The sequence below is a fragment of the Lacihabitans soyangensis genome, assembly GCF_024343775.1.
GTDB classification, from domain to species: domain Bacteria; phylum Bacteroidota; class Bacteroidia; order Cytophagales; family Spirosomataceae; genus Leadbetterella; species Leadbetterella soyangensis.
The window spans coordinates 17,375-39,515 of record NZ_RJUF01000026.1 but is presented as its reverse complement, the minus strand read 5'-3'; the positions used below and the strand labels follow the sequence as shown (position 1 = coordinate 39,515).

The window sequence follows — 22,141 nt, the reverse complement described above, 5'->3', positions numbered from 1 at the left end:
ATGTATGTGGAAATACGAGCAGCAAACAACAAGTCATCACGGTAGAAGACAAAACCGCCCCAGTATTAAGTACCGCCCCGGCAAATGTAACCGTAAGTTGTGAAGCAGTACCAACAGCAGCCGTCTTAACAGCTACCGACAATTGCGACACCGCACCGGTAGTAACATATGCAGAAGCAAGAACCAACGGCACATGTGCAAACAGCTACACGCTAACCAGAACCTGGACAACAACAGATGTATGTGGAAATACGAGCAGCAAACAACAAGTCATCACGGTAGAAGACAAAACCGCCCCAGTATTAAGTACCGCCCCGGCAAATGTAACCGTAAGTTGTGAAGCAGTACCAACAATGGAGAGTTTATCCGCTGTGGACAATTGTGGGACTGCGGTAAATGTTGTGAGTAGCGAGGTCAGAAATGAAGAGTCTTGCGGAAATTATACCTTATTTCGAACTTGGACAGCTACTGATGTTTGCGGAAATAGCAGCTCTCGAACCCAAACTATAAAAGTTCAACAAAAGGTTATTTCTGTTGAAACAGATGTAAGTAATGTTATATGTAGCTGCGATTTTGGAAGCACGGCAACAGTTTCGCTAGGCATTTTGAATGGATGCTCTGGTAATAATTACCAATATTCTTCTAATGGAAGTGATTATCAAGATAGCCCTATTTTCAATAATGTAAAAACAGGTAGTAGTACATTTTATGTTAGAAATAGCTTTGGATGCGTTGCGGGAATTAAAACAGTAACTATCAATTCCCCAACTATTGCTACTACACCTTTGCCAAGAGACACCACTGTTTGTTTAGGAAATAAATTCTTGTTGCCAGTAAATAAGAACATCAAAAACAAATATATTTGGCATAGAACGGTGAATGGAAATGAGTTTGTTAACAAACCTAATACGGATTCCGTTGGTATTTTCACCTATTATGTAAGCCAAACAAATGATAGCAGCGATTGCGAGAGTGTTAGAATGCCAATTACGATTAAAGTAATAGATTCCGCTTTAGCAATCATACAACATCCAATACAACAAACCGTTTGTAAAAATGCATTTGCTACATTTGGTGTTGTTACTCAAGGCTACGTCAAAGCGTACCAATGGCAAAAGAATGGTGTAAATATCAAAGGAGCAAACGCTCAGAATTTTAATATTTTGGTTGCTAATGAAGGAGATATAGCTCAATATTCTTGTATAATTACTGGCAATTGTAAGACAATTATTTCTCAACCAGCAAAATTAGAAATAAGCACATGCCAAACACCTAATGATTTCGACCTAGCATTAAGAACCACGGTCATTGATACAAATAAAGTATTTTATGCCAATACTTTGGTTAAATACAAAACTACTATTTACAATCAAGGTAAGGCAAAAGCTTACAATGTTTCGGTTATAAATTATATTCCAAAAGGTATGTCTTTCGAAAATTATAAAAACTGGACATGGAAAGATAATCAATTGACAACTCAAATAGATAGTTTAGCTGCAGGAGATAGTATTAGTATAGAATTAGCTCTTAGGATTAATGCTGACCAAATATCGGGTAAATTGATAAACATAGCCGAGATATTTGGTGCCGATACAGATAAATTAGGAAAGAATCGTTTACTAGCAGATAAAGATAGTCGTTTCGACAGAAACTTTACCAACGATATTGGAGGTAAAGAAAATTCAGCTACTGACAATGCTATTTTTGGCAATGGTGATGGAGAGAATGATATTGTTGGAGGAATAAATCCAGAATTCGACGAAGACGATGCAGACCCAGCAGCCATCAATATTCAAACTATTAAGAAACTGTGTTCAGACTTGGCTTTGCGTAAACGAGTTATTCATAATGCATCTGCTACATATTTACCAAATGACTTGGCAAGATTTCAGATAACGGTTTATAATCAATGTCCAACTTCGACTGCGTATAATATTGACATTATAGATTATATTCCAAAAGGTTTAGATTTTGATATAAAAGATAGCACTAACCGATATTGGCAAATAAATAACAATGAGGTTATCACAAGAATTGATAGCCTAGCAGGAGGAGATAGTACTAACATTGAAATAGTTTTAAGAGTAAACCATCTAACTAGGCCTGGACTGTATATAACAAAAGCCGAGATTTTTGGTGCATATTTAGATAAGTTTGGTGCCATTCCTCTCCTTGCAGATGTAGATAGCTATTTTGATAAAAATGCTTTCAATGATATTGGAGGAAGAGAGTATTCTCCTACTGACGATATGATTTTGGGCGACGGTGATAAAACCTTAGATGTTGTGAGAGGTGTTAACCTAAACCATGACGAGGATGATGAAGACCCAGCTGCTATTGTTGTAGTACCTTTTGCAAACCGTTGTAACGATTTGGCTATCCGCAATCAGCCTGAATATCGTTTGGTAGCACCTATGTATCTTCCGAAAGACTCTGTAAAGTTTGAATTAACGGTCTTCAATCAATGTAAAAACTGTAAAATTTACAATGTAAATGTGGTTAATTATATTCCGAAAGGAATGGAGTTGGATATAGATAATCCATTAAACAAGCCTTGGAATATAAGTTTGGATACAATTAGAACCAGTAGTGGCATAATTCGTATTGACACAAACGCTGTTACAAGGATTGACAGTCTAATGGCGATGGAAGGGAAAATCATAGAAATTGTTCTAAAAATAAAGGCAGATGCAAAAGCTGGCGAATATATTAATAGAGCTGAAATCTATGGTGCGACAACCGATTTTGCCGGAACAAATCCAATTTATTATGACAAAGACGGAACACTTGACCGAGATCAATCGAATGATATTGGAGGTAAAGTAAATTCGGCGACTGATAACAATATTTCAGGAGATGGAGACGAACATTATGACATAGTCAATGGTATTTTAACTGAGCATGATGAAGATGATGAAGACCCTGCCTTAATAGTGGTAGGTGATATTAATTGTTTTGCCCTCTCTCAAGACTCCATAAACGGCACTAAATGGCACCATTTCTTTGATAAAAACGGGCGTTTATTTGCCTCAATTAATCCCAATGGACAAAATATGGGCAAAGTTTCGTTGTCTGTAAGCCATTATGGTAATTTATTGTCTAATGTACCTAGCACAAAAAGCGGCACTAAATTTATGTCACGTTACTTTGATTTCGTCAGCACAATAAAAAACACTTATGAAAATCCAGTCTCTGTAAAATTATACTTTACAGATGAGGAATTTGCCAGGTACAAAAAAGCGGTAAATCTAAGTGCATTTACACCAAAGGACTTTAATATAGTTCGTTATGTAGGTCCAAATCAGAACTGTAGATTAGAGGACAACGATAATTTTATTGAAGGGTATAGTGATGTTATTTATAAAGACATCACAAATGATACTTTATATAAAGCCATTGCCATACAGTTTAACACCCATAATTTGGCCGAATTTGGTGCGACAGCCAATATGTTTAACTCTTTAAAGGGTTTTAATGCCACAAAACAAGAAAATGTCGTAACCCTTAAATGGGAGTCGACTTTAGAAGTAAGAGGAGCTTATTATTTAATAGAAAGAAGTAACGATTGTAAACAATTTGCCACCTTGGCCAAAGTTCCCACGAAAACAGTAGGATTATATAATTATTCTGATAATTCAACGCCTGCTGTTACTAGTTGTTATCGGATATCGTTTGTTGATACTGATGGAACTCGTAAAGTGCTTGATACCAGTTCAATACAAGCAGGAGTTCCGAATGGTAAAGTTTTGGAAAAATCTAATGTTACTCTTAACAGAACGGAAGATTTACCTCCAAAATGTTCAATTTATCCAAATCCTGTTTCAGAATTGAATAACATTAATCTAGAATTAGAAAATTTAATACCTAAAAAACTGTCTTTGAGTACTGTCACTGGTACCCAGCTTGAAGTAATAATGAAGCCAATTGATGAAAAGCGATATCAGTTACAGATAGGTTCAAAGATCGAAAGTTCTAATTTTTATTATTTGGTTCTGAGTGATCAATTTGGGCGAAACTGCTCTCTCAGATTTGCGATTAAACAGAACTAGAGCCTAGATTGATTTAAAACGGATGGTAATTGAAAACTACTTTCCGTTTTTTTATGCCAATTTTTTTTCATAAATCTATAAATTGGTCTTCGTGGTTTTGCTTTCTTTAAATGGTTTTAATCGATAATTTCGTTAACAATAAAAGTATTTGTACTCCTCAGTGCTTTGTCTTGGTTTATTTTGAATTTCTGAAATTAAGACTTTCACAATCCCAAAATAATCCTACCTTTTTACACTTTTTTTTAGGTTTTTATCGGAATTATGAAATTTTCTTCGTTATTTCGCACCCGAAAAATCACCCTCTTTGAAGACTTTTCTCCAAAAAGGCGTTTTTAAATAGAATAAAATTAATAAGCATAATGAGCATGGCATCAGTTAGACCAGATGAAGTTTCGGCAATTTTGCGTGAGCAATTGGCGGGTGCAAAAACCGAAGCAGAATTAGAAGAAGTAGGTACGGTACTCCAAATAGGTGACGGAGTTGCTCGTATTTATGGACTTTCAAAAGTACAACAAGGAGAGTTGATCGTATTCGAAAACGGTCTGAAAGGACTTGCACTTAATCTTGAAGAAGACAACGTTGGAGCCGTATTATTGGGTGACTCAGCGGGTATCAAAGAAGGTGCTATAGCAAAACGTACCGGTGAAATTGCCTCTGTAAAAGTAGGTGAGGGCATCATTGGACGTGTTGTAAATACCCTTGCAGAGCCAATCGACGGTAACGGACCTATCACTGGTGAACTTTTCGAGATGCCATTGGAAAGAAAAGCACCAGGTGTTATTTATCGTCAGCCAGTTACTGAGCCTCTTCAAACTGGTATCAAGGCCGTAGATGCGATGATTCCAATCGGTCGTGGTCAGCGTGAGTTGGTTATCGGTGACCGTCAAACTGGTAAAACTGCCGTTTGTATTGACACCATCATCAACCAAAAAGAATTTTTCGATAAAGGAGAGCCAGTTTATTGTATATATGTAGCTTGTGGTCAGAAAAACTCTACTGTTAAGGCGGTTGAGCAAACTTTGAGACGTTACGGAGCCATGGATTACACGGTAATCGTAAACGCTGGAGCTTCTGATCCTTCTCCAATGCAGTTCTTTGCTCCTTTTACAGGTGCAGCTATTGGTGAATATTTCAGAGATACCGGTCGTCCGGCCCTAGTTATATATGATGACTTGTCTAAACAAGCCGTTGCTTATCGTGAAGTTTCTCTATTGCTTCGTCGTCCACCAGGTCGTGAGGCGTATCCAGGAGACGTTTTCTACCTTCACTCGAGATTGTTGGAGCGTGCGGCTAAAATCAACCAGTCAGACAAAATTGCTCAGGAGATGAACGACCTTCCTCCTTCGTTGAAAGGAAAAGTGAAAGGTGGTGGTTCATTAACAGCCCTTCCAATCATCGAAACTCAAGCCGGTGACGTGTCGGCGTATATTCCTACAAACGTAATCTCTATTACAGACGGACAGATATTCTTGGAGTCTAACTTGTTTAACGCAGGTATTCGTCCAGCTATCAACGTGGGTATTTCGGTATCACGTGTGGGTGGTAATGCTCAAATCAAGTCAATGAAAAAAGTGGCTGGTACACTTAAACTAGACCAAGCTCAGTTCCGCGAATTGGAAGCTTTTGCTAAGTTTGGTTCAGACCTGGACGCCGCTACCAAATTGGTAATCGAGCGTGGTCGTCGTAACCAAGAGATTTTGAAGCAAGGGCAATATCAACCAAGCCCCGTAGGTGACCAAGTAGCTATCATTTTCGGATCTATCAACGGTATCATGGACTTAGTGCCAGTTGCGAGAGTGAAAGAATACGAGACTGAGTTCTTGACTATCTTGAAATCAACCAAGCCAGCTATCATCGATAACCTGTCAAAAGGTAAAATGGAGAAAGAAGATACAGATTATATCATTTCTTTCGGAAAAGACTTGGCTAAGAAGTACGCTTAATTTTTGATAAGTGTTTTTAGTAAATCTAAAATCGCAAATCGTAAATCATAAATAAAGAAAATGGCTTCATTAAAAGAAGTAAGAAATAGAATAACCTCGGTAAACTCTACCATGCAAATCACCAAAGCCATGAAAATGGTGGCGGCAGCTAAGTTGAGAAGAGCTCAGGATAGAATCATTCAGATGAGACCTTATGCCAAGAAACTCAACGAGCTTATTGCTCAGGTTTCTCAAGGCACGGAGGTTGGAGCATCAAGCCCGTACACGCAGGTAAGAGAAGTGAAAAACGTCCTTATCATTATGGTAACATCAGACAGAGGTCTATGTGGAGCTTTTAATACCAACGTTATCAAGGCTGCAGTTGCTTTTATCAACGAAAACTATCCTACTCAACTCGAAAAAGGCAATGTTTCGGTATTGTCATTGGGTAAAAAAGGTAGTGAGGCTTTTGCAAGAAGAGGTATAAAAGTAGACAATGAGTTTACCGATATTTTCCAAAGATTAAGTTTTGATACTGCAAAGGAAGCTGCTGAAAAAGTAATGGCTGCTTTTGCTGAAGGTACCTACGACGAGGTGGTTTTGGTGTATAACGAATTCAAAAACGTTGCAACACAAATCATCAGGACCGAGAAAATCCTTCCATTGGTAAGTGAAGAAACAGAAGAGAAGACTTCGAACACAGACTATATCTTTGAACCATCTGAAGAAGAAATCATTCTTGAGTTGATTCCAAAAGCCATCAAGTTGTCAGTTTTCAAAGCTGTATTAGACTCAAATGCCTCAGAGCATGGAGCTAGAATGACAGCTATGGACAAAGCAACAGAAAATGGTGGTGAGCTTTTAAAAGCACTTAAGATAGAATACAACCGTTCTCGTCAAGCAGCCATCACCAAAGAGATTTTGGAGATTGTTGGCGGAGCGGAAGCTTTGAAAGGAGCTTAAAAGTATTCAAACGAATATTTAAAGTGAACGTCTCGGATTATTTTCGAGACGTTTTTTTTATGGGTGACGTTCACATTGTACCTTTGTCAAAATTCAAAAGAAATGCAAATTCTAAATAGACGTCCAAGAAGAAATAGAGCCACAGGTGTTATCAGAGCCATGGTTCAAGAAAATACGCTATCGGTAAATGATTTCATCTTTCCCATGTTTGTACAAGAGGGTACCAGCACAAAAGTAGAAATTAAATCTATGCCAGGTATTTACCGATTCACTTTGGATACGCTTTTAGAAGAATTAAAAGAAGTCCAATCTCTGGGAATAAAATCAATTTGTCTTTTCCCAAATTACCCAGAAAGTAAAAAAGACAAATATGGTTCTGAAAGCTTAGTTTCAGATACTTTATATCTTAAAGCTCTTTCCGAAATTAAATCGAAATTCCCAGATTTGGTCATCATGACGGATGTGGCTTTGGATCCTTATAGTTCTGATGGTCATGATGGAATTGTAGACAATGGAAAGATAATCAACGATGAAACCGTTGAGATTTTGGTGAAAATGTCAATTGCTCAAGCCAAAGCTGGTGCAGATATCATTGGACCATCCGACATGATGGACGGCCGCATAGGAGCTATCAGAAAAGGATTGGACGCAGAAGGTTTTACAGATGTAAGCATCATGGCTTATACCGCCAAATACGCCAGTGCATTTTATGGACCTTTTAGAGATGCTCTAGAATCTGCTCCCAAATTCGGAGACAAGAAAACCTACCAAATGAATCCAGCCAATGTCAAGGAAGCAATTTTAGAAGCAGAATTGGACTTTGCTGAAGGAGCAGATATCATGATGGTAAAACCTGCCTTTAGCTATTTGGATGTCATAAAAGCATTAAAAGAAAACTTTAATATTCCCATCTCGGCCTACAACGTTTCTGGAGAATACGCCATGATAAAAGCTGCCGCTCAAAACGGCTGGATAGATGGCGACAAAGCCATGATGGAAATGCTGTTAAGTATGAAGCGTGCCGGAGCTGATATTATTCTGAGCTATTTTGCCAAAGAAGTGGCTGTTTTGTTGAATGATTGAGGATAAATCGAATCAATCATTAATCTAAAATCTAAAATCGAATCAATCGTCAATCCCATCATCCCCCAATTGCCACTTTCTTCAAAATTGCTTCCACAATTTGTCGGGTATTGATACCGTCGGCTTCGGCTTCGTAATTGAGGATGATGCGGTGGTTGAATACATCGCTCACTACAGCTTTGATGTCTTCTGGTAGTACATAATCACGTTTATCAAAGAAAGCTAGGGCTTTTGCGGCTTTGTGAATCGCTATTCCAGCCCTTGGCGAAACACCGTACTGAATATATCTCGCTTCTTCTTTCAGACCATAATCTTCTGGATTTCTGGTAGCAAAAACCAACTCCACAATGTAGCGTTCCAACATATCCGAAATTGTAATGCCGTTGATGATTTTCTTTATTTCGAGAATGTCGTTTTTGCCCAAAACCGACTTTACATTTTCCCTAAAATCCATGTTGGCAATCTTGCGAATCATCTCCAGCTCCGATTTTTTGTCGAGATAATCAACATATACTTTCATCATAAATCTGTCTACCTGAGCTTCAGGTAGGGGATAAGTACCTTCCTGTTCCACTGGGTTTTGGGTGGCCATTACTAAAAAAGGAGGATCAAGCTGAAAAGACTCCTCACCGATGGTAATCTGCTTCTCGGCCATGGCTTCTAACAATGCTGACTGCACCTTCGCAGGGGCACGGTTTACTTCATCCGCCAGAATTAAGTTTGCGAAAATGGGTCCTTTTTTTACTTCAAAATCACCAGATTTTTGGTTGTAAATCATGGTTCCGACCAAATCTGAGGGTAATAAGTCGGGTGTGAATTGAACTCTTCTGAATCCTAGATCCAATACTTTTGCGAGAGTATTGATGGTTTTTGTTTTAGCCAATCCGGGGACACCTTCAAGCAAAATGTGGCCGTCTGTAAATAACCCTATTAACAATCTATTTATAAGATATTCTTGCCCGATTACCACTTTGTGAACTTCGGCAAGTACATCGTCTATTTTTTTATATAAAGAATCTATTTTATTCATGGAGTAGGTTTTCAAAGATGTGAATTTAGCTAAATATATTTAAATGGGCGAATTTGAATTGAAAAACGCTCATTTTTTTGCCAGAACCATGCGGTCTTTCTCGAAAAAATCTTGAATTAATTCCACCTTCGAATATCCAGCGTTTGTGAACACCTCACAGGTTTCTTGTCCCAAATAACTGTTGATTTCTACCAAAACATGGCCTTCATCTTGTAGGTAAGTTTGCCCTATTTCTGCAATTTTTTTGTAAAAAACCAGAGGATCATCGTTACTTACAAATAGTGCCAAATGCGGCTCGAAGTTTAAGACATTCGAACGCATTTCGGGCATTTCATTTTCTTTTACATACGGCGGGTTACTCACTATTAGTTCAAACTTCTGTTCACCAAACGGACTTTCAAAATTTAAGATATCGGCTTTTTGGATGTTTACATTTGCTTTCAGATTAACATTATTTCTTTTTGCAATCTCTAATGCGTTTTCCGAAATATCAATAGCAAAAACCTCGGCATTGTTTAAACCCAATGCAGTGCTGATAGCTATACAACCACTTCCTGTTCCTAAGTCTAGTACAGTTTTTGGAGAAAGACTTATGGCCTTTTGGACTAATTCCTCGGTTTCTGGCCTAGGAATAAGTACGTTTTCATTTACAAAAAAACTATGCTCATAAAACCATGTCTTGCCTAAAACATATTGAATAGGTTCAAAATTATTGATACGTTTTATGATGTCAACTATTCCTGATAAGTACTCTTCAGGGATTGATTTTGAGGTAATTAAGTCATTTTTGCTTACGCCTAAAAGTTCATTGAATACCATAAAGACTATCTCTTTAGCCTCTGAAGGTTCATAAGCTTTTACTTGTTCACAACAGTGTTTATATTCGGTTTTGAGGTCTAACATCATAAAAAAAGGGAGAGTGTTAGCTCTCCCCCAAATATTAAATTTTATTCGATCACAATTTTCTAATCCAGATATTTCTGAATTGTGTTTTGTTGCCGTGGTCTTGAAGTGAAATCACATCGTCGCCATGAGCGGCAGGGTACATGTGTAGGCCAATGTAATTGGTCAAACCCGCTATCGTGGTATTGTTTTGTACCAAAACACCATTGTGCAATACCGTTATTCTTGCTGGAGCATCTACTCTGCCGTCGGCTTTGTATCTCACTGCGGTGTATATAACATCGTAAGAATTCCACTCCAACGGGCTACGCATGGCGTTTACCAATGGCGGAACGTCTTTATAAATACTTCCAGCCTGGCCGTTGGCATAAGTTCTGTTGTTGTAGCTGTCCAAAATTTGCAACTCGTATCTGTTTTGCAAAAATAATCCGCTATTTCCACGTCCTTGACCAGCACTTTCTACGACGTCAGGGGCACTGAATTCTATATGTATTTGGCAATCCCCAAACTTCATTTTGGTTTGAATTCCACCACTTTGTGGCACCACTTCCATGTGGTCATTGTCCACTATTTTCCAAGGTGCAGGTTTTGTGATGTCTTTTTGGCTCACCCACTGGTCAAGGTTTTTACCATCAAAAAGTATGATAGCATCTGAGGGTGCATCTCCTAGTTTTTTGGCAGGCGTTACTACCCGCACTTCAGGATCCCAAATCTCCGTCATCTCAGGCTTCATGGGCATTGGAGATACTTCTGGGGGCGTATTTGGATATTTATTTTGACCTATTGCAAATGTCGTGATAAGCGAAAGACAAAGAACTTGAATGAGGTTTTGTTTTTTCATTTTGTATAATAAGGTTATTGGATTTCAAATTTAGAATAAAAATTCATTATTCTAAATAATAATTGATACTAAGCCAAAAGAAATAGACGAAATCAAAATTCTAGGAAATTTTTAATCTGTTTTTCGGTAAAATTCTGATAGATCGGGTTGGTGAATACACCATCGACAAAGTGCTGGTTGATGTTACCAAGCTTTATTCTAAGGCCCATTACGTTGGCGTTGAGATAGCTCAAAACATCGTCGAAATGCCCTAGTCCAACGGCATTACCCAAAACACCTGAAGAAACTCCTACTAAAGCTACTTTTTTAAAAGCCAAACTGTCTGGGTGTCTCAATCCATCTACAAAAGTTTTTAGAACACCCGGATAAGAGCCATTGTATTCTGGTAAAACAAAGACTAGTTTATCGCACTCATCTATTTTGGCTTGTATTTTTTGAAATTCTGGGTTCTTTCCACCATTGTCATAAAGTGCAGAAAATGCAAAGTCGTGCGGCAAGTCAATCAGATTGATAAAATTGGTTTCAAAACCAGCCTCTTTGATTTTTTTGGAATAATAAGACGCTATTTCTTCTGTTCTTGAATCTTTTCTGTTGGTTCCTACTATTATTCCTATTTTGGTTTTTGACATTTAAATTCAGATTTTTACGGTTATTATTTCAACAAAAAATACCGTAAAGAGTTCTAAAATACTTGTTTTATGTACCAATCTGTCAAAAACGACTTACTTTTTCTATCAAATCCGGAGAAGGCAATCTCCAAAGCTAAGTATTTTAAAAGTGGCAAAGGTGAATATGCAGAAGGAGATGTTTTTATTGGTTTGACCAATCCAGAGGTACATCAGATATGCAAGCACTACAGAGATTTGGTAAACTTGGAGGATATAGAAATGCTAATAAAAGATGAAATTCATGAGGTCAGATTTGCTGCTTTGACACTCTTGGTTTTGAAATACAAGAAACTTAAAAAACTTGAAGAGAAAACGGATTTCGTAAATCTCTATCTTCGAAATATACCCTATATCAACAACTGGGATTTGGTGGATTGTTCTTCTATGTTTATTCTTGGACCTTATTGTTATGAAACAAAGGATAATTCTGTTTTGGAAAATTTGGCTAATATCGGCCATCTTTGGTCTGAGCGAATTGCCATTATTTCGACACACTATTACATCCGACAGGGTGATTTTGCCCTGACTTTTAAACTGTCCGAAATGCTGCTCAACCACAAGCACGATTTAATTCACAAAGCCGTGGGCTGGATGCTACGTGAAATTTGGAGCAAAGGAGGCCGTGAGGAGGTAGAAGAGTTTTTAACCGAAAACTTCCGAGTAATTCCTAGAACTGCACTGCGATATGCCATCGAGAAAATGGAGGAACACGAAAGAAAGTACTTCTTAAGCCTTAAATAACAATCTTTTCTGAGGGAAATCACTTAAAAGCCAAATTTTCGGACCTTAGAATCTTGTCTTTTTTTGATAGGATAAAGTATATATTTTGTACTTTTGTGTCATTATTAGCAGTTTAACTCCTTCAGCAGACAGAAAATACAAGAAAAACTTAATTTAATTCTAAAAATTTATTTATGAGCCAATCTTTGATCAAACCGGGCGTAGTTACAGGCGAAGCACTCAACCAATTGTTGCGTCATGCCAACGAAAATAATTATGCCCTTCCTGCGGTGAATGTTGTAGGAACTAACTCTATCAATGCAGTATTAGAAACGGCTAAAGCCGTAAATTCTCCAGTAATCATTCAGTTTTCTAATGGTGGAGGTATATTTTATGCAGGAAAAAGCCTTTCTAACGAAGGTCAAAAAGCTGCCATCGCGGGTTCTATTTCTGGTGCATTGCATATTCACCAAATGGCTGAGCATTATGGTGTGCCAGTGGTGTTGCACACTGACCACTGTGCTAAGAAATTATTGCCTTGGATTGATGGACTTTTGGATGCAAGTGAGAAACATTTTGCGGCTACAGGCAGCCCATTGTTTAGCTCGCACATGATTGACCTTTCGGAGGAGCCAATTGAAGAAAACATCGAGATTTGTGCTAAATATTTAGAGAGAATGTCTAAAATGGGCATGACTTTAGAAATTGAATTAGGTGTAACTGGCGGTGAGGAAGATGGTGTAGATAACTCGGATGTAGATAGCTCAAAACTATATACACAACCTTCAGAAGTTGCTTATGCTTACGAAGAATTGGGTAAAATTTCTCCAAACTTCACTATTGCAGCGGCATTTGGTAATGTTCATGGTGTTTACAAGCCAGGTAACGTTTCATTGCAACCAATTATCTTGAAAAATTCTCAGGATTACATCATCGAGAAATATGGAACGGGAGAATTGCCAGTAAACTTTGTATTCCACGGTGGTTCAGGCTCTAGCCGTGCCGAAATCAGAGAGGCGATAGAATACGGTGCCGTGAAAATGAACATCGATACCGACATGCAGTGGAGCACTTGGGAAGGTATTTTGAAATATTACAAAGACAAAGAAGGATATCTTCAGTCGCAATTGGGTAACCCTGAGGGTGCTGACTCTCCAAACAAAAAATATTACGACCCACGTGTGTGGTTGCGTAAAGGTGAAGAAACCATGGTAGCAAGACTAAAAGTGGCTTTCGAAGACTTGAACTGCATCAATCGTTGCGAGGGATTGTATTAATCCATTGTAAATTATATATTTCCCCATCATTTCTGGTTTTCTAAGATGATGGGGTTTTTTTTGTCAAAAATAGCTTATTTCAAAAACCATTTATTCAAAATATTACTATGAAAAACAGAAGAGAATTTATCAAAAAAGCGGCCCTTTTGAGCACTTTACCAGCCACGGCAGCATTAGCCAATACGGCTAAGTCAAAAGAATTGTTTATACATCACGTATATTTTTATCTAAAGCAAGACTCTCCAGAAAACCGTGCAAAACTTACAGAAGGCTTACTGAAACTATCTAAGGTGCCCACAATCAGACAATTTCATATTGGTGAGCCTGCCTCAACCACCCGCTCGGTAATCGTAAGAGACTACGCCATTTCATGGATGTGTTTCTTTGATAATCTAGAAGAAGAAGAGGTCTATCAAGCTCATCCTATTCACTTAAAATTCATTGAAGATTACTCTTATCTATGGTCAAAGGTGAATGTTTATGACTCTGTTGGGCCTAGGAGGTGATTTGTGTACAAAGGTTATTGCTTGAAAAGTCCATTTACAAATGGGCTTTTTTTGTTGTAAAGAGCTCTTAATACATAAACCCCAATAACCACAACGGCACACTATTTCCGTAGCCATATTCAATTTCATCCAATGCCAAAAAAGCATTAGAAATCCCTGAAATTTGTTTCTGGGTTTTGTTTCTTCCGCCTACTTCAAACGTCCATTTGTTGTTGATCGTGAAATCACCTTTTTCAGTGTAATTTACCTTATGGCCGGCACTTTCGAGCATATTTATAAAAAACGTTTCTCGTATGGTTCCCATTTCGGGCTGATTTTCTGAGAATACATAAAGCAAGTTGGTGTTATGCAAGAATATTTTCTCAGGTTTGTTCAAAACCGTAATGTTGGTGCTGCTGTGGTGTAGGCCATATATTAGTTTGGCAGCTTCCAGCATTTTTAGCATTTCGTACAGTTTTGGTCTTGCGGTGCCTACTTGCTCTGCTAGTTTGGTGATATTGGGCTTAAAAGGTACACTCTGTGCAATAATGTACAGCAGTTTTTTCAATTGACTCAAAGTCGAAAACTCCACGGGTATTGCATTGGGTATATCCGTATCTATAATCAAGTTCACGGTTTGTTTGAGTCGGATATCCACTAAGTTTGTTTCCTTAAAAAACGGATAAGCCCCAGATTTTAAATACTCTTTAAAAAACACCAAAGGGTTTTCAAGTTTGGTTTTTAAGTCTTTTGCTATTTCCACATGATTAGCTAGAACCTCTTCAAGCGTATATTTGGGTAGTTTTAACCCATATTTTATTCCCAGAAATTCTCTAAACGAAAGCTCAGGTAAATAATAATTCAGTACGCGTCTGCTCAAATCTGCATTAGATCTTTGTAATTCCAAAATCGATGAACCTGTAAACAGCATTTTCAGATTTGGCATTAAATCGTAAATGTTCTTTATTTCTCTGCTCCAATCAGGGTATTTGTGGACTTCATCCATCAGCAAGAGTTTTCCGCCGTTTTGCAAGAAAGTTCGTGCGGTATCTACCAGTGTATGTTGTTTGAAATAGATATCATCTAAAGTGATGTAAAGTGCCTCATCAGCTTTGAAGTTTTCTTTCAGGTGTTGTAGAAAAATCGTGCTTTTGCCTGTACCTCTCGCACCCATGAGCATGATGGCTCTTTCGTCCCACGGAAGTGCTTCGTAAAGAGAACGTTTAAAGTCCAAATTTACCTTTTCTAATACCCTGTTTTGGCTTTCAAATAGCTCTTGCATCTTCGATTTTACAATATTGTATTTTCAAAGATACAAAAAATATTCCAAATTGTATTATGAAAAATACAAAATATCATAAAAAATGTATTTTGTAAAATACAAAAAGTACATAAAAGTGTATTTTTGAAGATACAAAATGGTTTTTTGTGGGAAATTGTTATAACAGGAAGAATGATGTTTGGCTATTTACCAATTCTCTACTAAAGCATTAATTTTATCCAACAAAAACTGAGTTTTTGGCCCAATTCCGCCATTTCCTATGACCTTGTCATCGATTTTTGAAATAGGTAAAACACGCTTGGTGGTACTTGTTGTGAAAACTTCCTCAGCATCAAGTGTTTCTTGAAAACCTACCGAGCGAAGCTCTATTTCAAAGTCGTTTTTGGCTAATTCCAAAACTGTCCTACGGGTAATTCCCTCCAAAATGTTTTTGTCAGGCGTAATGAGTTTATTGCCATTTACAATAAAAACATTGCTGCGGCTGAGTTCGCTTATTTCACCATTTTTGTGGAAAAGTACATCAGCGGCACTATTGGCTTTTAGTTCGCCCTGGAGAATCATATAGTGCTTATAGTCAATGCTTTTTATAGTCGGTAAATCTCTCACATACTCGTAGGATATTACTTTTATACCTGTTTCATAGTCTTTTGGAGAAGCAAAATGCAATGATTCCGAAATAATCATTAAGTTCGGTTTGGCAGACGTCACAGAGTCAAATGTATAACCGCCTGTCAACAAAAATCTTATGGCAACTTCACCATCTCCGTGCATTTTTATCAATGAATGAACAACTTCCTGTGCTTCTTCCTTGGTTATTGGATTCGAAATTTTGAGCAGTTTGGCGGAGCGTTCGTAGCGTTCCCAATACCAGTCCCACTGAAACGGTTTTTGGTTGTAAGTCCTGAAATAATCAAACAGCCCATAGCCTCTCATAAGACCAAGGTCGTTGATGTTTATTTGCGTAGCATTTGCCTCGGTTATTTTTCCATTAAACCAACAGTGGTGCATTGTTATTGAAGTTTACGGTATTTAATTCTTTTAGGAGTGAGGTCGTTGCCCATGCGTTTACGGTGATTTTCTTCGTATTCTGAGAAGTTTCCTTCAAACCAAACTACGTTTGAATCACCTTCAAAAGCTAAAATGTGCGTGGCAATTCTATCCAAAAACCACCTATCGTGAGAGATAACTACTGCACAGCCAGCAAAGTTTTCTAGACCCTCCTCTAAGGCTCTTAAGGTGTTGATATCCAAGTCGTTGGTTGGTTCGTCAAGTAACAAAAGATTGCCGCCTTCTTTGAGCATCATGGCCAAATGAACTCGGTTTCTTTCACCTCCTGAAAGAACGCCAATTTTCTTTTCTTGGTCAGACCCTCCAAAGTTAAACTTACTCACATAAGCTCGAGCGTTTACCTGTTTGTTGCCCAACATTATCCAGTCGTTTCCTTCTGAAATGAGTTCATAGACAGATTTGTTTGGGTCAAGTTTGTCATGCTCTTGGTCCACATAGGCTATTTTTACTGTCTCACCCACATCGAAAGTCCCCTCCAGAGGCTTCAATTGACCAGTGATAAGTTTGAAGAGGGTGGTTTTACCTGCACCATTTGGCCCAATAATTCCGACAATTCCGGCAGGTGGCAAAGCGAAATTTAGATTTTCGTAAAGCAATCTGTCCTCAAAGCCCATTTTTATGCCTGTCGCTTCAATTACTTTATTGCCCAGCCTTGGTCCTGGTGGTATAAATAACTCTAGTTTTTCTTCTTTTTCTTTTACATCTTGGTTCAGCAAATTATCATAGGCATTCAATCTTGCCTTTCCTTTTGCAGACCTTCCTTTCGGGCTCATTTTTACCCATTCAAGCTCTCGTTCTAAAGATTTTTGACGCTTCGATTGCGACTTTTCTTCCTGGGCCAATCGGTTTTGTTTTTGCTCCAACCAAGAAGAGTAATTTCCCTTCCATGGAATACCCTCGCCGCGGTCAAGTTCTAAAATCCAACCGGCTACATTGTCCAAAAAGTACCTATCGTGAGTTACGGCAATTACCGTTCCTTTGTATTGATTTAAGTGCTGTTCTAACCACAAAACCGACTCTGCGTCCAAGTGGTTGGTTGGTTCGTCAAGTAGCAGTACATCAGGCTGTTGTAAGAGCAATCTACACAAAGCCACGCGTCTTTTTTCTCCACCTGAGAGATTGCCAACTTTGGCCTCACTTGGAGGACAACGCAGTGCGTCCATAGCTCTTTCAAGTCGGTTGTCGAGCTCCCATGCATCTGTGGCATCAAGTTTTTCTTGTACATCACCTTGGCGTTCCATTAGTTTGTCAAAGTCAGCGTCTGGATCGGCAAAAGCTTCGTTTATTTCATCAAATTCTTTGAGAAGATTTACTACCTCTTGTACGCCTTCTTCCACAATTTCCTTGACGGTTTTGTTAGGGTCAAGTTGGGGTTCTTGTTCGAGCATTCCCACGGAATAACCAGGGGAAAAAACTACCTCGCCGTTGATGTTTTTATCAATACCAGCAATAACCCTCAAAAGAGTAGACTTTCCTGAGCCGTTTAGACCTAAAACACCAATTTTGGCACCGTAAAAAAACGAAAGGTAAATATTTTTTAATACTTGTCGCTGGGGTGGAATGATTTTACTGACACCTGCCATCGAAAAGATTATTTGCTCGCTCATATTAAATTTTTAGTAATATTTATAACCGTTATATTAATTTTTTGTACAAATATCGTTAGCTTACTTTGTAATATGCAAAAAAACTACGATTTTTACATTTTTAAAACCATTTTATTACAAACAAAAAGTAGCCACTCCTTAAATTATGAAAGGCGTTACATTAGAAAACGAATACGCTTACATCCTTGATAGTAAGGTATTTTTAAAAGGGTATATGGGTATGCCCGACCGACAAATTGGAGAAGTTAAAAGAACAGAAGAGGAAGCTTTTCAGTACTTCGTTAATCGATACGACATAGCCGTATCTAAGGTGAATCAGCTCGAAACCGAAATCGAGGAAGCCCAAAACAAAGGTTCTTACCTTACCAAACTCATCCAACTTCGCAAGAGGTTATTGAACTTTGATGGCATCGGTAATTTTATTCCTTTACTCGAAAAACTGGATGTCTTAGAAGCCAGTCTTACTTCGTTGATTGGTGAAAATCAATCAGCTAACCTCGAAATTAAACGAGCTCTTATTGAAGAAGCAAGGCCCTACGAACACAGTGAAGATTGGAAAGAAACTGCTGATATACTTCAGGAAATCAGAACCAAGTGGATTAGGACTGGGCCGGTAGAGAAAGAACTGAATGACAGAATAGAGGAGGACTTCAAATCTATTTTGGATACCTTTTATCAGGCTCGTAAAGTATTTTTTGAAGAACAAAATCGTATTATTGACGAGCGAATCTTCAAATACAACGAACTTATCAGAAAAGGGGAGGAGTTGCAAAATCGTACAGACTGGGACGAGGCCTTTTTGGATTTGAAAAACATGCAAACCGAGTGGAAAATCATTGGAGATATTCCGCCGAAGGTATTGAAAGTTCTTTACAAAAACTTCAAGAAGCCCACTTCGCTGTTTTATGACAGATATTGCAGAGCTAAGGGTATTGTGCCTAAACGCAGAGTAGATCCAAGAATAGAAGCTCAAATGAAAATGGTGAAGGAGGTTGAAAAACTTGCTGAGTCGGAGGACATGGTGTCTGCTACAAACAGAGCCAAATATTTGCTCAATGAGTGGAAAACCATCAGAGTACCTGCACATTTGGCTGACAGAAATGTGGCTGAGAGATTCAGAGCTGCTTGTGATAAGATATTTGAATTGAGTTATTTGTTTAAAGTGATTGCTCGTAAATATCCTACTTTTAACTTCTTGAGCGATAAGCAAAAAGACCTCACGAAGTACAGAGAAATGGAGAACATCGTGAAAAGAGCCAGAACAGATTTGGAAGATTTGATACATAGCTATGATGGCCAAAGCCAAGGTTACGAAATGGATCAAATGATGCAGTCTAACCTTAAGACCCAAAAAAGAAAGCTCTTGATGAAAGAGGTGATTTTGGAAGAATTAAGACAAAAAGTTGCTGTTTTATAATTTTTAGAAAATATTTTAAAAAGTGATAGTTTTGATTTTTCAATTCTATCACTTTTTTGTTTTTCGTGACCATTAGATGTCCGAAAGTCTTTAATAAAGGAAAAGGAATATGAAGAAAGTTGCCATCATGCAACCGTATTTTTTGCCATATATTGGTTATTTTCAGTTGATTAATGCTGTAGATGAATTCATAGTTTATGACAATATTCAGTTTTCGAAAAAAGGATGGTTTCATCGGAACAGGTTTCTGCAAAATGGCTCCGACGAGTATTTTACACTTCCGTTGAAGAAGGACTCCGACTATTTGAATGTAGACCAACGCTTTTTGAGTGACCTTTGGCCATCCGAAAGAGAAAAAACGTTAAGAAAATTCAAGGAGAACTATCGAAAGGCTCCATTTTTTGAATCGGTTTTTCCGTTAATTGAAGATATTTATAACTTTCAAGACGAAAACCTTTTCGTATTCATCCTTAACTCCTTAAAGGCGTTATGCGGTAAACTCGATATCCAAACGCCTTTTGTGATATCCTCGGTTTTGGACATTGACCATACATTAAAAGGCCAGTCTAAGGTTATTGCACTATGTAAATCTGTTCGTGCAACTCATTATGTTAATCCCATTGGTGGTTTAGAACTTTATAATCGTTCCGAATTTGAAAGCAACGGTTTGGATTTGAGTTTTATTAAGTCTAGACCAATAGAATATCCGCAGTTTAGCAATAATTTTGTGCCTTGGTTGTCAGTTTTGGACTTACTAATGTTTAATAGTACGGACCAAATCAAACTTTGGTTTGGTGAATTTGATGTAATTAGAAATTGATTTATGAATAAGAAAACCAATGTTTTGGTGTTTCCGTGTGGTGCCGAGAGTGCCTTAGAAATCCACATAGCTCTCAAAGATATCATGAACATGAGGCTTGTAGGAGCTTCGGGTAGAGAAGATCACGGGCGTATGGTTTATGAAAATTATTATGGGGATTTTCCTAATATTTCTGAACCTGAGTTCATAGATAAACTCAATGACTTGATAGAGAAGGAATCAATTGATTTGATTTTACCCACACACGATACGGTTTTGGTTTTTATGGCAAAAAACGCCGATAAAATAAAAACGAAAGTTGCTGTACCCGGTCTAAGGCAAGCAGAAATTTGCAGAAGTAAGAAAAAAATCTACGACTTGTTTAAAGATTATGACTTTTGCCCAATCGTTTTTCATTCGATTGATGATGTAAAAGAGTATCCTGTATACGTAAAGCTCGACGAAGGCCAGGGAAGCAAAGGAGCGTTTATTCTGAGAGATAAAAAGACTTTTGATGAACTAAAAGACCCAGAGAATTACGTAATTACGGAGTTTTTGCCGGGTGAAGAATTGACGATAGACTGCTTTACGGACAGACACGGTAATCTCCAATTTGTGGGTCCAAGAATCAGAAAAAGGGTCTTTGATGGGGTGTGCGTAAACAGTGAAACAGTAGAAGCGACGGATGAAATAAAGACCATTGGGAAAATTGTCTCTGACCAAATTGGCATCAGAGGCTCTTGGTATTTTCAATTGAAAAGAGATCAAAACGGTAAGTATAAACTTCTGGAAGCCTCTAATAAGATAGCGGGTAACATGAACGTTTTTAGGGGTTTAGGGGTTAATTTTCCGATGTTGATGGTCTATGATTATCTGGACTACGACGTGCAGGTTTTCTCAAATGATTACGTTTTAGAAGGTGAGCGAGCCCTATATAGCAGATACAATGCTCGTTTTGAGTACGATACCATTTATATTGATTTCGATGACACCATAACCAAAAACGGGAAGGTCAATGCGAATGTCATGCAGTTTATTTATCATCAAAAAAATAAGGGTAGGATTATCAAGTTGATTACAAAACATAAGCATGATATTTTCCAAACTTTAGAGAGCCTGGCCATTCACAAAGGTATCTTTGATGAAATTATCCACTTGAAAATGGAGGACGATAAGTATAAGTTTATTAAGGAAACTGAAAAGGTAATATTTGTGGATAATGCTTTTGGCGAGCGACTCGCCATAAAAAAACATTTAAATCTGCCTGTATTTGATGTAGATGCATTGCCAACTTTGATAGATTGGCGAGAATGAGGTTTCTATAGAATACAAACAAAAAAGGTGAGCGTTGGCTCACCTTTTTTGTTTGATGAAGTGTTTTATCAGTCTTTGTTGAATTCACCTGAAATTTTGATGGCTACATCGTCACTCAATGTAGCACCGGAGGTACCCACACCAAAAGCTATACGATTAACAGTTCCTGTTGCCGAAATACCCATCATAGGTTTTTTGCTTCTTGGATTTTCTACTGGTCCTTTTATAACTGCTTTCAAAACCACTGGTTTAGTAACACCGTGCATCGTTAAGTTTCCGCTGATAGTGTAGTTTTGACCTTTACCTTTTTTGATAGAGGTGCTTTTGAAACTTACCGTCGAAAATTTAGCTGCATCGAAGAAATCAGGGCTCTTTAGGTGTCCATCTCTCATGTCATTTGCAGTGTTGATACTGTTTACCTCAGCTGAAAATTCAAATTTAGCATCTGTAAAATCTGGTTTAGTTGAAGTTAATTTAGCATCGTAAGTTTTGAAACTTCCGTCTACATCAGAAATCATCATGTGTGTGATACTGAAACCAACATTTGAGTGAGCTTTGTCTAATGACCATGTTTGTGCGAACGACGCCAACGAAAACAAGCCAGCGGCTAGTGATAAAATTACCTTTTTCATTTTAGAATTTGTTTTAAGTTTTAACAATTAATGTATATACATATATCAGGCTTTAAAAGTTCAACGGTTTAGTATTATTTA

The 22,141-nt window shown here is 37.9% G+C and carries 18 protein-coding genes; 10 read left to right on the top strand and 8 right to left on the bottom strand.

The window, feature by feature from the left end:
• The 4 genes from EGI31_RS10355 to hemB all read left to right on the top strand — a co-directional run.
• On the top strand, positions 1-4,049 hold a 4,049-nt coding region (locus EGI31_RS10355; RefSeq protein WP_255037163.1), incomplete at its 5' end, for an HYR-like domain-containing protein.
• Positions 4,050-4,414: 365 nt separating this feature from the next.
• Complete coding sequence (gene atpA / locus EGI31_RS10350) at positions 4,415-5,992, top strand: F0F1 ATP synthase subunit alpha (RefSeq protein ID WP_255037162.1); 1,578 nt, start codon at positions 4,415-4,417, stop codon at positions 5,990-5,992.
• Positions 5,993-6,052: 60 nt separating this feature from the next.
• Positions 6,053-6,934: an ATP synthase F1 subunit gamma gene (atpG, locus tag EGI31_RS10345; protein ID WP_255037161.1), complete on the top strand. Its 882-nt coding sequence runs from the start codon at positions 6,053-6,055 to the stop codon at positions 6,932-6,934.
• A gap of 102 nt (positions 6,935-7,036) precedes the next feature.
• Positions 7,037-8,017: a porphobilinogen synthase gene (gene hemB / locus EGI31_RS10340; RefSeq protein WP_255037160.1), complete on the top strand. Its 981-nt coding sequence runs from the start codon at positions 7,037-7,039 to the stop codon at positions 8,015-8,017.
• 58 nt (positions 8,018-8,075) lie between these two features.
• Here the strand turns inward: hemB and EGI31_RS10335 are convergent, their stop codons facing one another.
• The 4 genes from EGI31_RS10335 to EGI31_RS10320 all read right to left on the bottom strand — a co-directional run bounded on the left by EGI31_RS10335 (position 8,076) and on the right by EGI31_RS10320 (position 11,420).
• A complete protein-coding gene (locus EGI31_RS10335) occupies positions 8,076-9,047 on the bottom strand; it encodes an AAA family ATPase (RefSeq protein ID WP_255037159.1) in 972 nt (323 codons plus the stop codon).
• A gap of 69 nt (positions 9,048-9,116) precedes the next feature.
• A complete protein-coding gene (prmC, locus tag EGI31_RS10330; protein WP_255037158.1) occupies positions 9,117-9,953 on the bottom strand; it encodes a peptide chain release factor N(5)-glutamine methyltransferase in 837 nt (278 codons plus the stop codon).
• 49 nt (positions 9,954-10,002) lie between these two features.
• Complete coding sequence (locus tag EGI31_RS10325) at positions 10,003-10,791, bottom strand: 3-keto-disaccharide hydrolase (RefSeq protein ID WP_255037157.1); 789 nt, start codon at positions 10,789-10,791, stop codon at positions 10,003-10,005.
• A 92-nt stretch (positions 10,792-10,883) separates the two neighbouring features.
• Positions 10,884-11,420 (bottom strand): NADPH-dependent FMN reductase, encoded by a 537-nt coding sequence (locus tag EGI31_RS10320; RefSeq protein ID WP_255037156.1) that lies wholly within the window; start codon positions 11,418-11,420, stop codon positions 10,884-10,886.
• Between the two features lie 69 nt (positions 11,421-11,489).
• Here EGI31_RS10320 and EGI31_RS10315 point away from each other — a divergent pair, with 69 nt between their 5' ends.
• The 3 genes from EGI31_RS10315 (at position 11,490) to EGI31_RS10305 (ending at position 13,962) form a co-directional block, all read left to right on the top strand.
• Positions 11,490-12,200, top strand: coding sequence for a DNA alkylation repair protein (locus EGI31_RS10315; protein WP_255037155.1), 711 nt, complete (start codon positions 11,490-11,492; stop codon positions 12,198-12,200).
• 173 nt (positions 12,201-12,373) lie between these two features.
• Positions 12,374-13,456 (top strand): class II fructose-bisphosphate aldolase, encoded by a 1,083-nt coding sequence (fbaA, locus tag EGI31_RS10310; protein ID WP_255037154.1) that lies wholly within the window; start codon positions 12,374-12,376, stop codon positions 13,454-13,456.
• 107 nt (positions 13,457-13,563) lie between these two features.
• Complete coding sequence (locus EGI31_RS10305) at positions 13,564-13,962, top strand: Dabb family protein (protein ID WP_255037153.1); 399 nt, start codon at positions 13,564-13,566, stop codon at positions 13,960-13,962.
• A 67-nt stretch (positions 13,963-14,029) separates the two neighbouring features.
• Here the strand turns inward: EGI31_RS10305 and EGI31_RS10300 are convergent, their stop codons facing one another.
• From EGI31_RS10300 to ettA, 3 genes are all read right to left on the bottom strand, one after another.
• The gene (locus EGI31_RS10300) at positions 14,030-15,223 is read right to left on the bottom strand and encodes an ATP-binding protein (protein WP_255037152.1); all 1,194 of its coding nucleotides are present in this window, start codon (positions 15,221-15,223) and stop codon (positions 14,030-14,032) included.
• A 186-nt stretch (positions 15,224-15,409) separates the two neighbouring features.
• Positions 15,410-16,231: an aminotransferase class IV gene (locus EGI31_RS10295; protein WP_255037151.1), complete on the bottom strand. Its 822-nt coding sequence runs from the start codon at positions 16,229-16,231 to the stop codon at positions 15,410-15,412.
• 2 nt (positions 16,232-16,233) lie between these two features.
• Positions 16,234-17,898 carry an energy-dependent translational throttle protein EttA gene (ettA, locus tag EGI31_RS10290; RefSeq protein WP_255037150.1) on the bottom strand — a complete coding sequence of 555 codons (1,665 nt, stop codon included), beginning with the start codon at positions 17,896-17,898 and terminating at the stop codon, positions 16,234-16,236.
• Between the two features lie 145 nt (positions 17,899-18,043).
• On the opposite strand from ettA, the gene EGI31_RS10285 reads away from it, so the two are divergent.
• The 3 genes from EGI31_RS10285 to EGI31_RS10275 all read left to right on the top strand — a co-directional run bounded on the left by EGI31_RS10285 (position 18,044) and on the right by EGI31_RS10275 (position 21,428).
• Entirely contained in the window at positions 18,044-19,315 is a 1,272-nt protein-coding gene (locus tag EGI31_RS10285) for a DUF349 domain-containing protein (protein ID WP_255037149.1), read from the top strand.
• Between the two features lie 109 nt (positions 19,316-19,424).
• Entirely contained in the window at positions 19,425-20,135 is a 711-nt protein-coding gene (locus EGI31_RS10280) for a WbqC family protein (RefSeq protein WP_255037148.1), read from the top strand.
• A gap of 3 nt (positions 20,136-20,138) precedes the next feature.
• The gene (locus tag EGI31_RS10275; protein ID WP_255037147.1) at positions 20,139-21,428 is read left to right on the top strand and encodes an ATP-grasp domain-containing protein; all 1,290 of its coding nucleotides are present in this window, start codon (positions 20,139-20,141) and stop codon (positions 21,426-21,428) included.
• A gap of 68 nt (positions 21,429-21,496) precedes the next feature.
• On the opposite strand, the gene EGI31_RS10270 is transcribed toward EGI31_RS10275, so the two are convergent.
• Positions 21,497-22,060 (bottom strand): YceI family protein, encoded by a 564-nt coding sequence (locus EGI31_RS10270; protein WP_255037146.1) that lies wholly within the window; start codon positions 22,058-22,060, stop codon positions 21,497-21,499.
• Positions 22,061-22,141 lie beyond the last annotated feature (81 nt).

Coding starts and splice junctions, on each gene's coding strand:
- atpA (WP_255037162.1), top strand. CDS start 4,415: ATGGCATCAGTTAGACCAGATGAAGTTTCGGCAATTTTGCGTGAGCAA.
- atpG (WP_255037161.1), top strand. CDS start 6,053: ATGGCTTCATTAAAAGAAGTAAGAAATAGAATAACCTCGGTAAACTCT.
- hemB (WP_255037160.1), top strand. CDS start 7,037: ATGCAAATTCTAAATAGACGTCCAAGAAGAAATAGAGCCACAGGTGTT.
- EGI31_RS10335 (WP_255037159.1), bottom strand. CDS start 9,047: ATGAATAAAATAGATTCTTTATATAAAAAAATAGACGATGTACTTGCC.
- prmC (WP_255037158.1), bottom strand. CDS start 9,953: ATGATGTTAGACCTCAAAACCGAATATAAACACTGTTGTGAACAAGTA.
- EGI31_RS10325 (WP_255037157.1), bottom strand. CDS start 10,791: ATGAAAAAACAAAACCTCATTCAAGTTCTTTGTCTTTCGCTTATCACG.
- EGI31_RS10320 (WP_255037156.1), bottom strand. CDS start 11,420: ATGTCAAAAACCAAAATAGGAATAATAGTAGGAACCAACAGAAAAGAT.
- EGI31_RS10315 (WP_255037155.1), top strand. CDS start 11,490: ATGTACCAATCTGTCAAAAACGACTTACTTTTTCTATCAAATCCGGAG.
- fbaA (WP_255037154.1), top strand. CDS start 12,374: ATGAGCCAATCTTTGATCAAACCGGGCGTAGTTACAGGCGAAGCACTC.
- EGI31_RS10305 (WP_255037153.1), top strand. CDS start 13,564: ATGAAAAACAGAAGAGAATTTATCAAAAAAGCGGCCCTTTTGAGCACT.
- EGI31_RS10300 (WP_255037152.1), bottom strand. CDS start 15,223: ATGCAAGAGCTATTTGAAAGCCAAAACAGGGTATTAGAAAAGGTAAAT.
- EGI31_RS10295 (WP_255037151.1), bottom strand. CDS start 16,231: ATGCACCACTGTTGGTTTAATGGAAAAATAACCGAGGCAAATGCTACG.
- ettA (WP_255037150.1), bottom strand. CDS start 17,898: ATGAGCGAGCAAATAATCTTTTCGATGGCAGGTGTCAGTAAAATCATT.
- EGI31_RS10285 (WP_255037149.1), top strand. CDS start 18,044: ATGAAAGGCGTTACATTAGAAAACGAATACGCTTACATCCTTGATAGT.
- EGI31_RS10280 (WP_255037148.1), top strand. CDS start 19,425: ATGAAGAAAGTTGCCATCATGCAACCGTATTTTTTGCCATATATTGGT.
- EGI31_RS10275 (WP_255037147.1), top strand. CDS start 20,139: ATGAATAAGAAAACCAATGTTTTGGTGTTTCCGTGTGGTGCCGAGAGT.
- EGI31_RS10270 (WP_255037146.1), bottom strand. CDS start 22,060: ATGAAAAAGGTAATTTTATCACTAGCCGCTGGCTTGTTTTCGTTGGCG.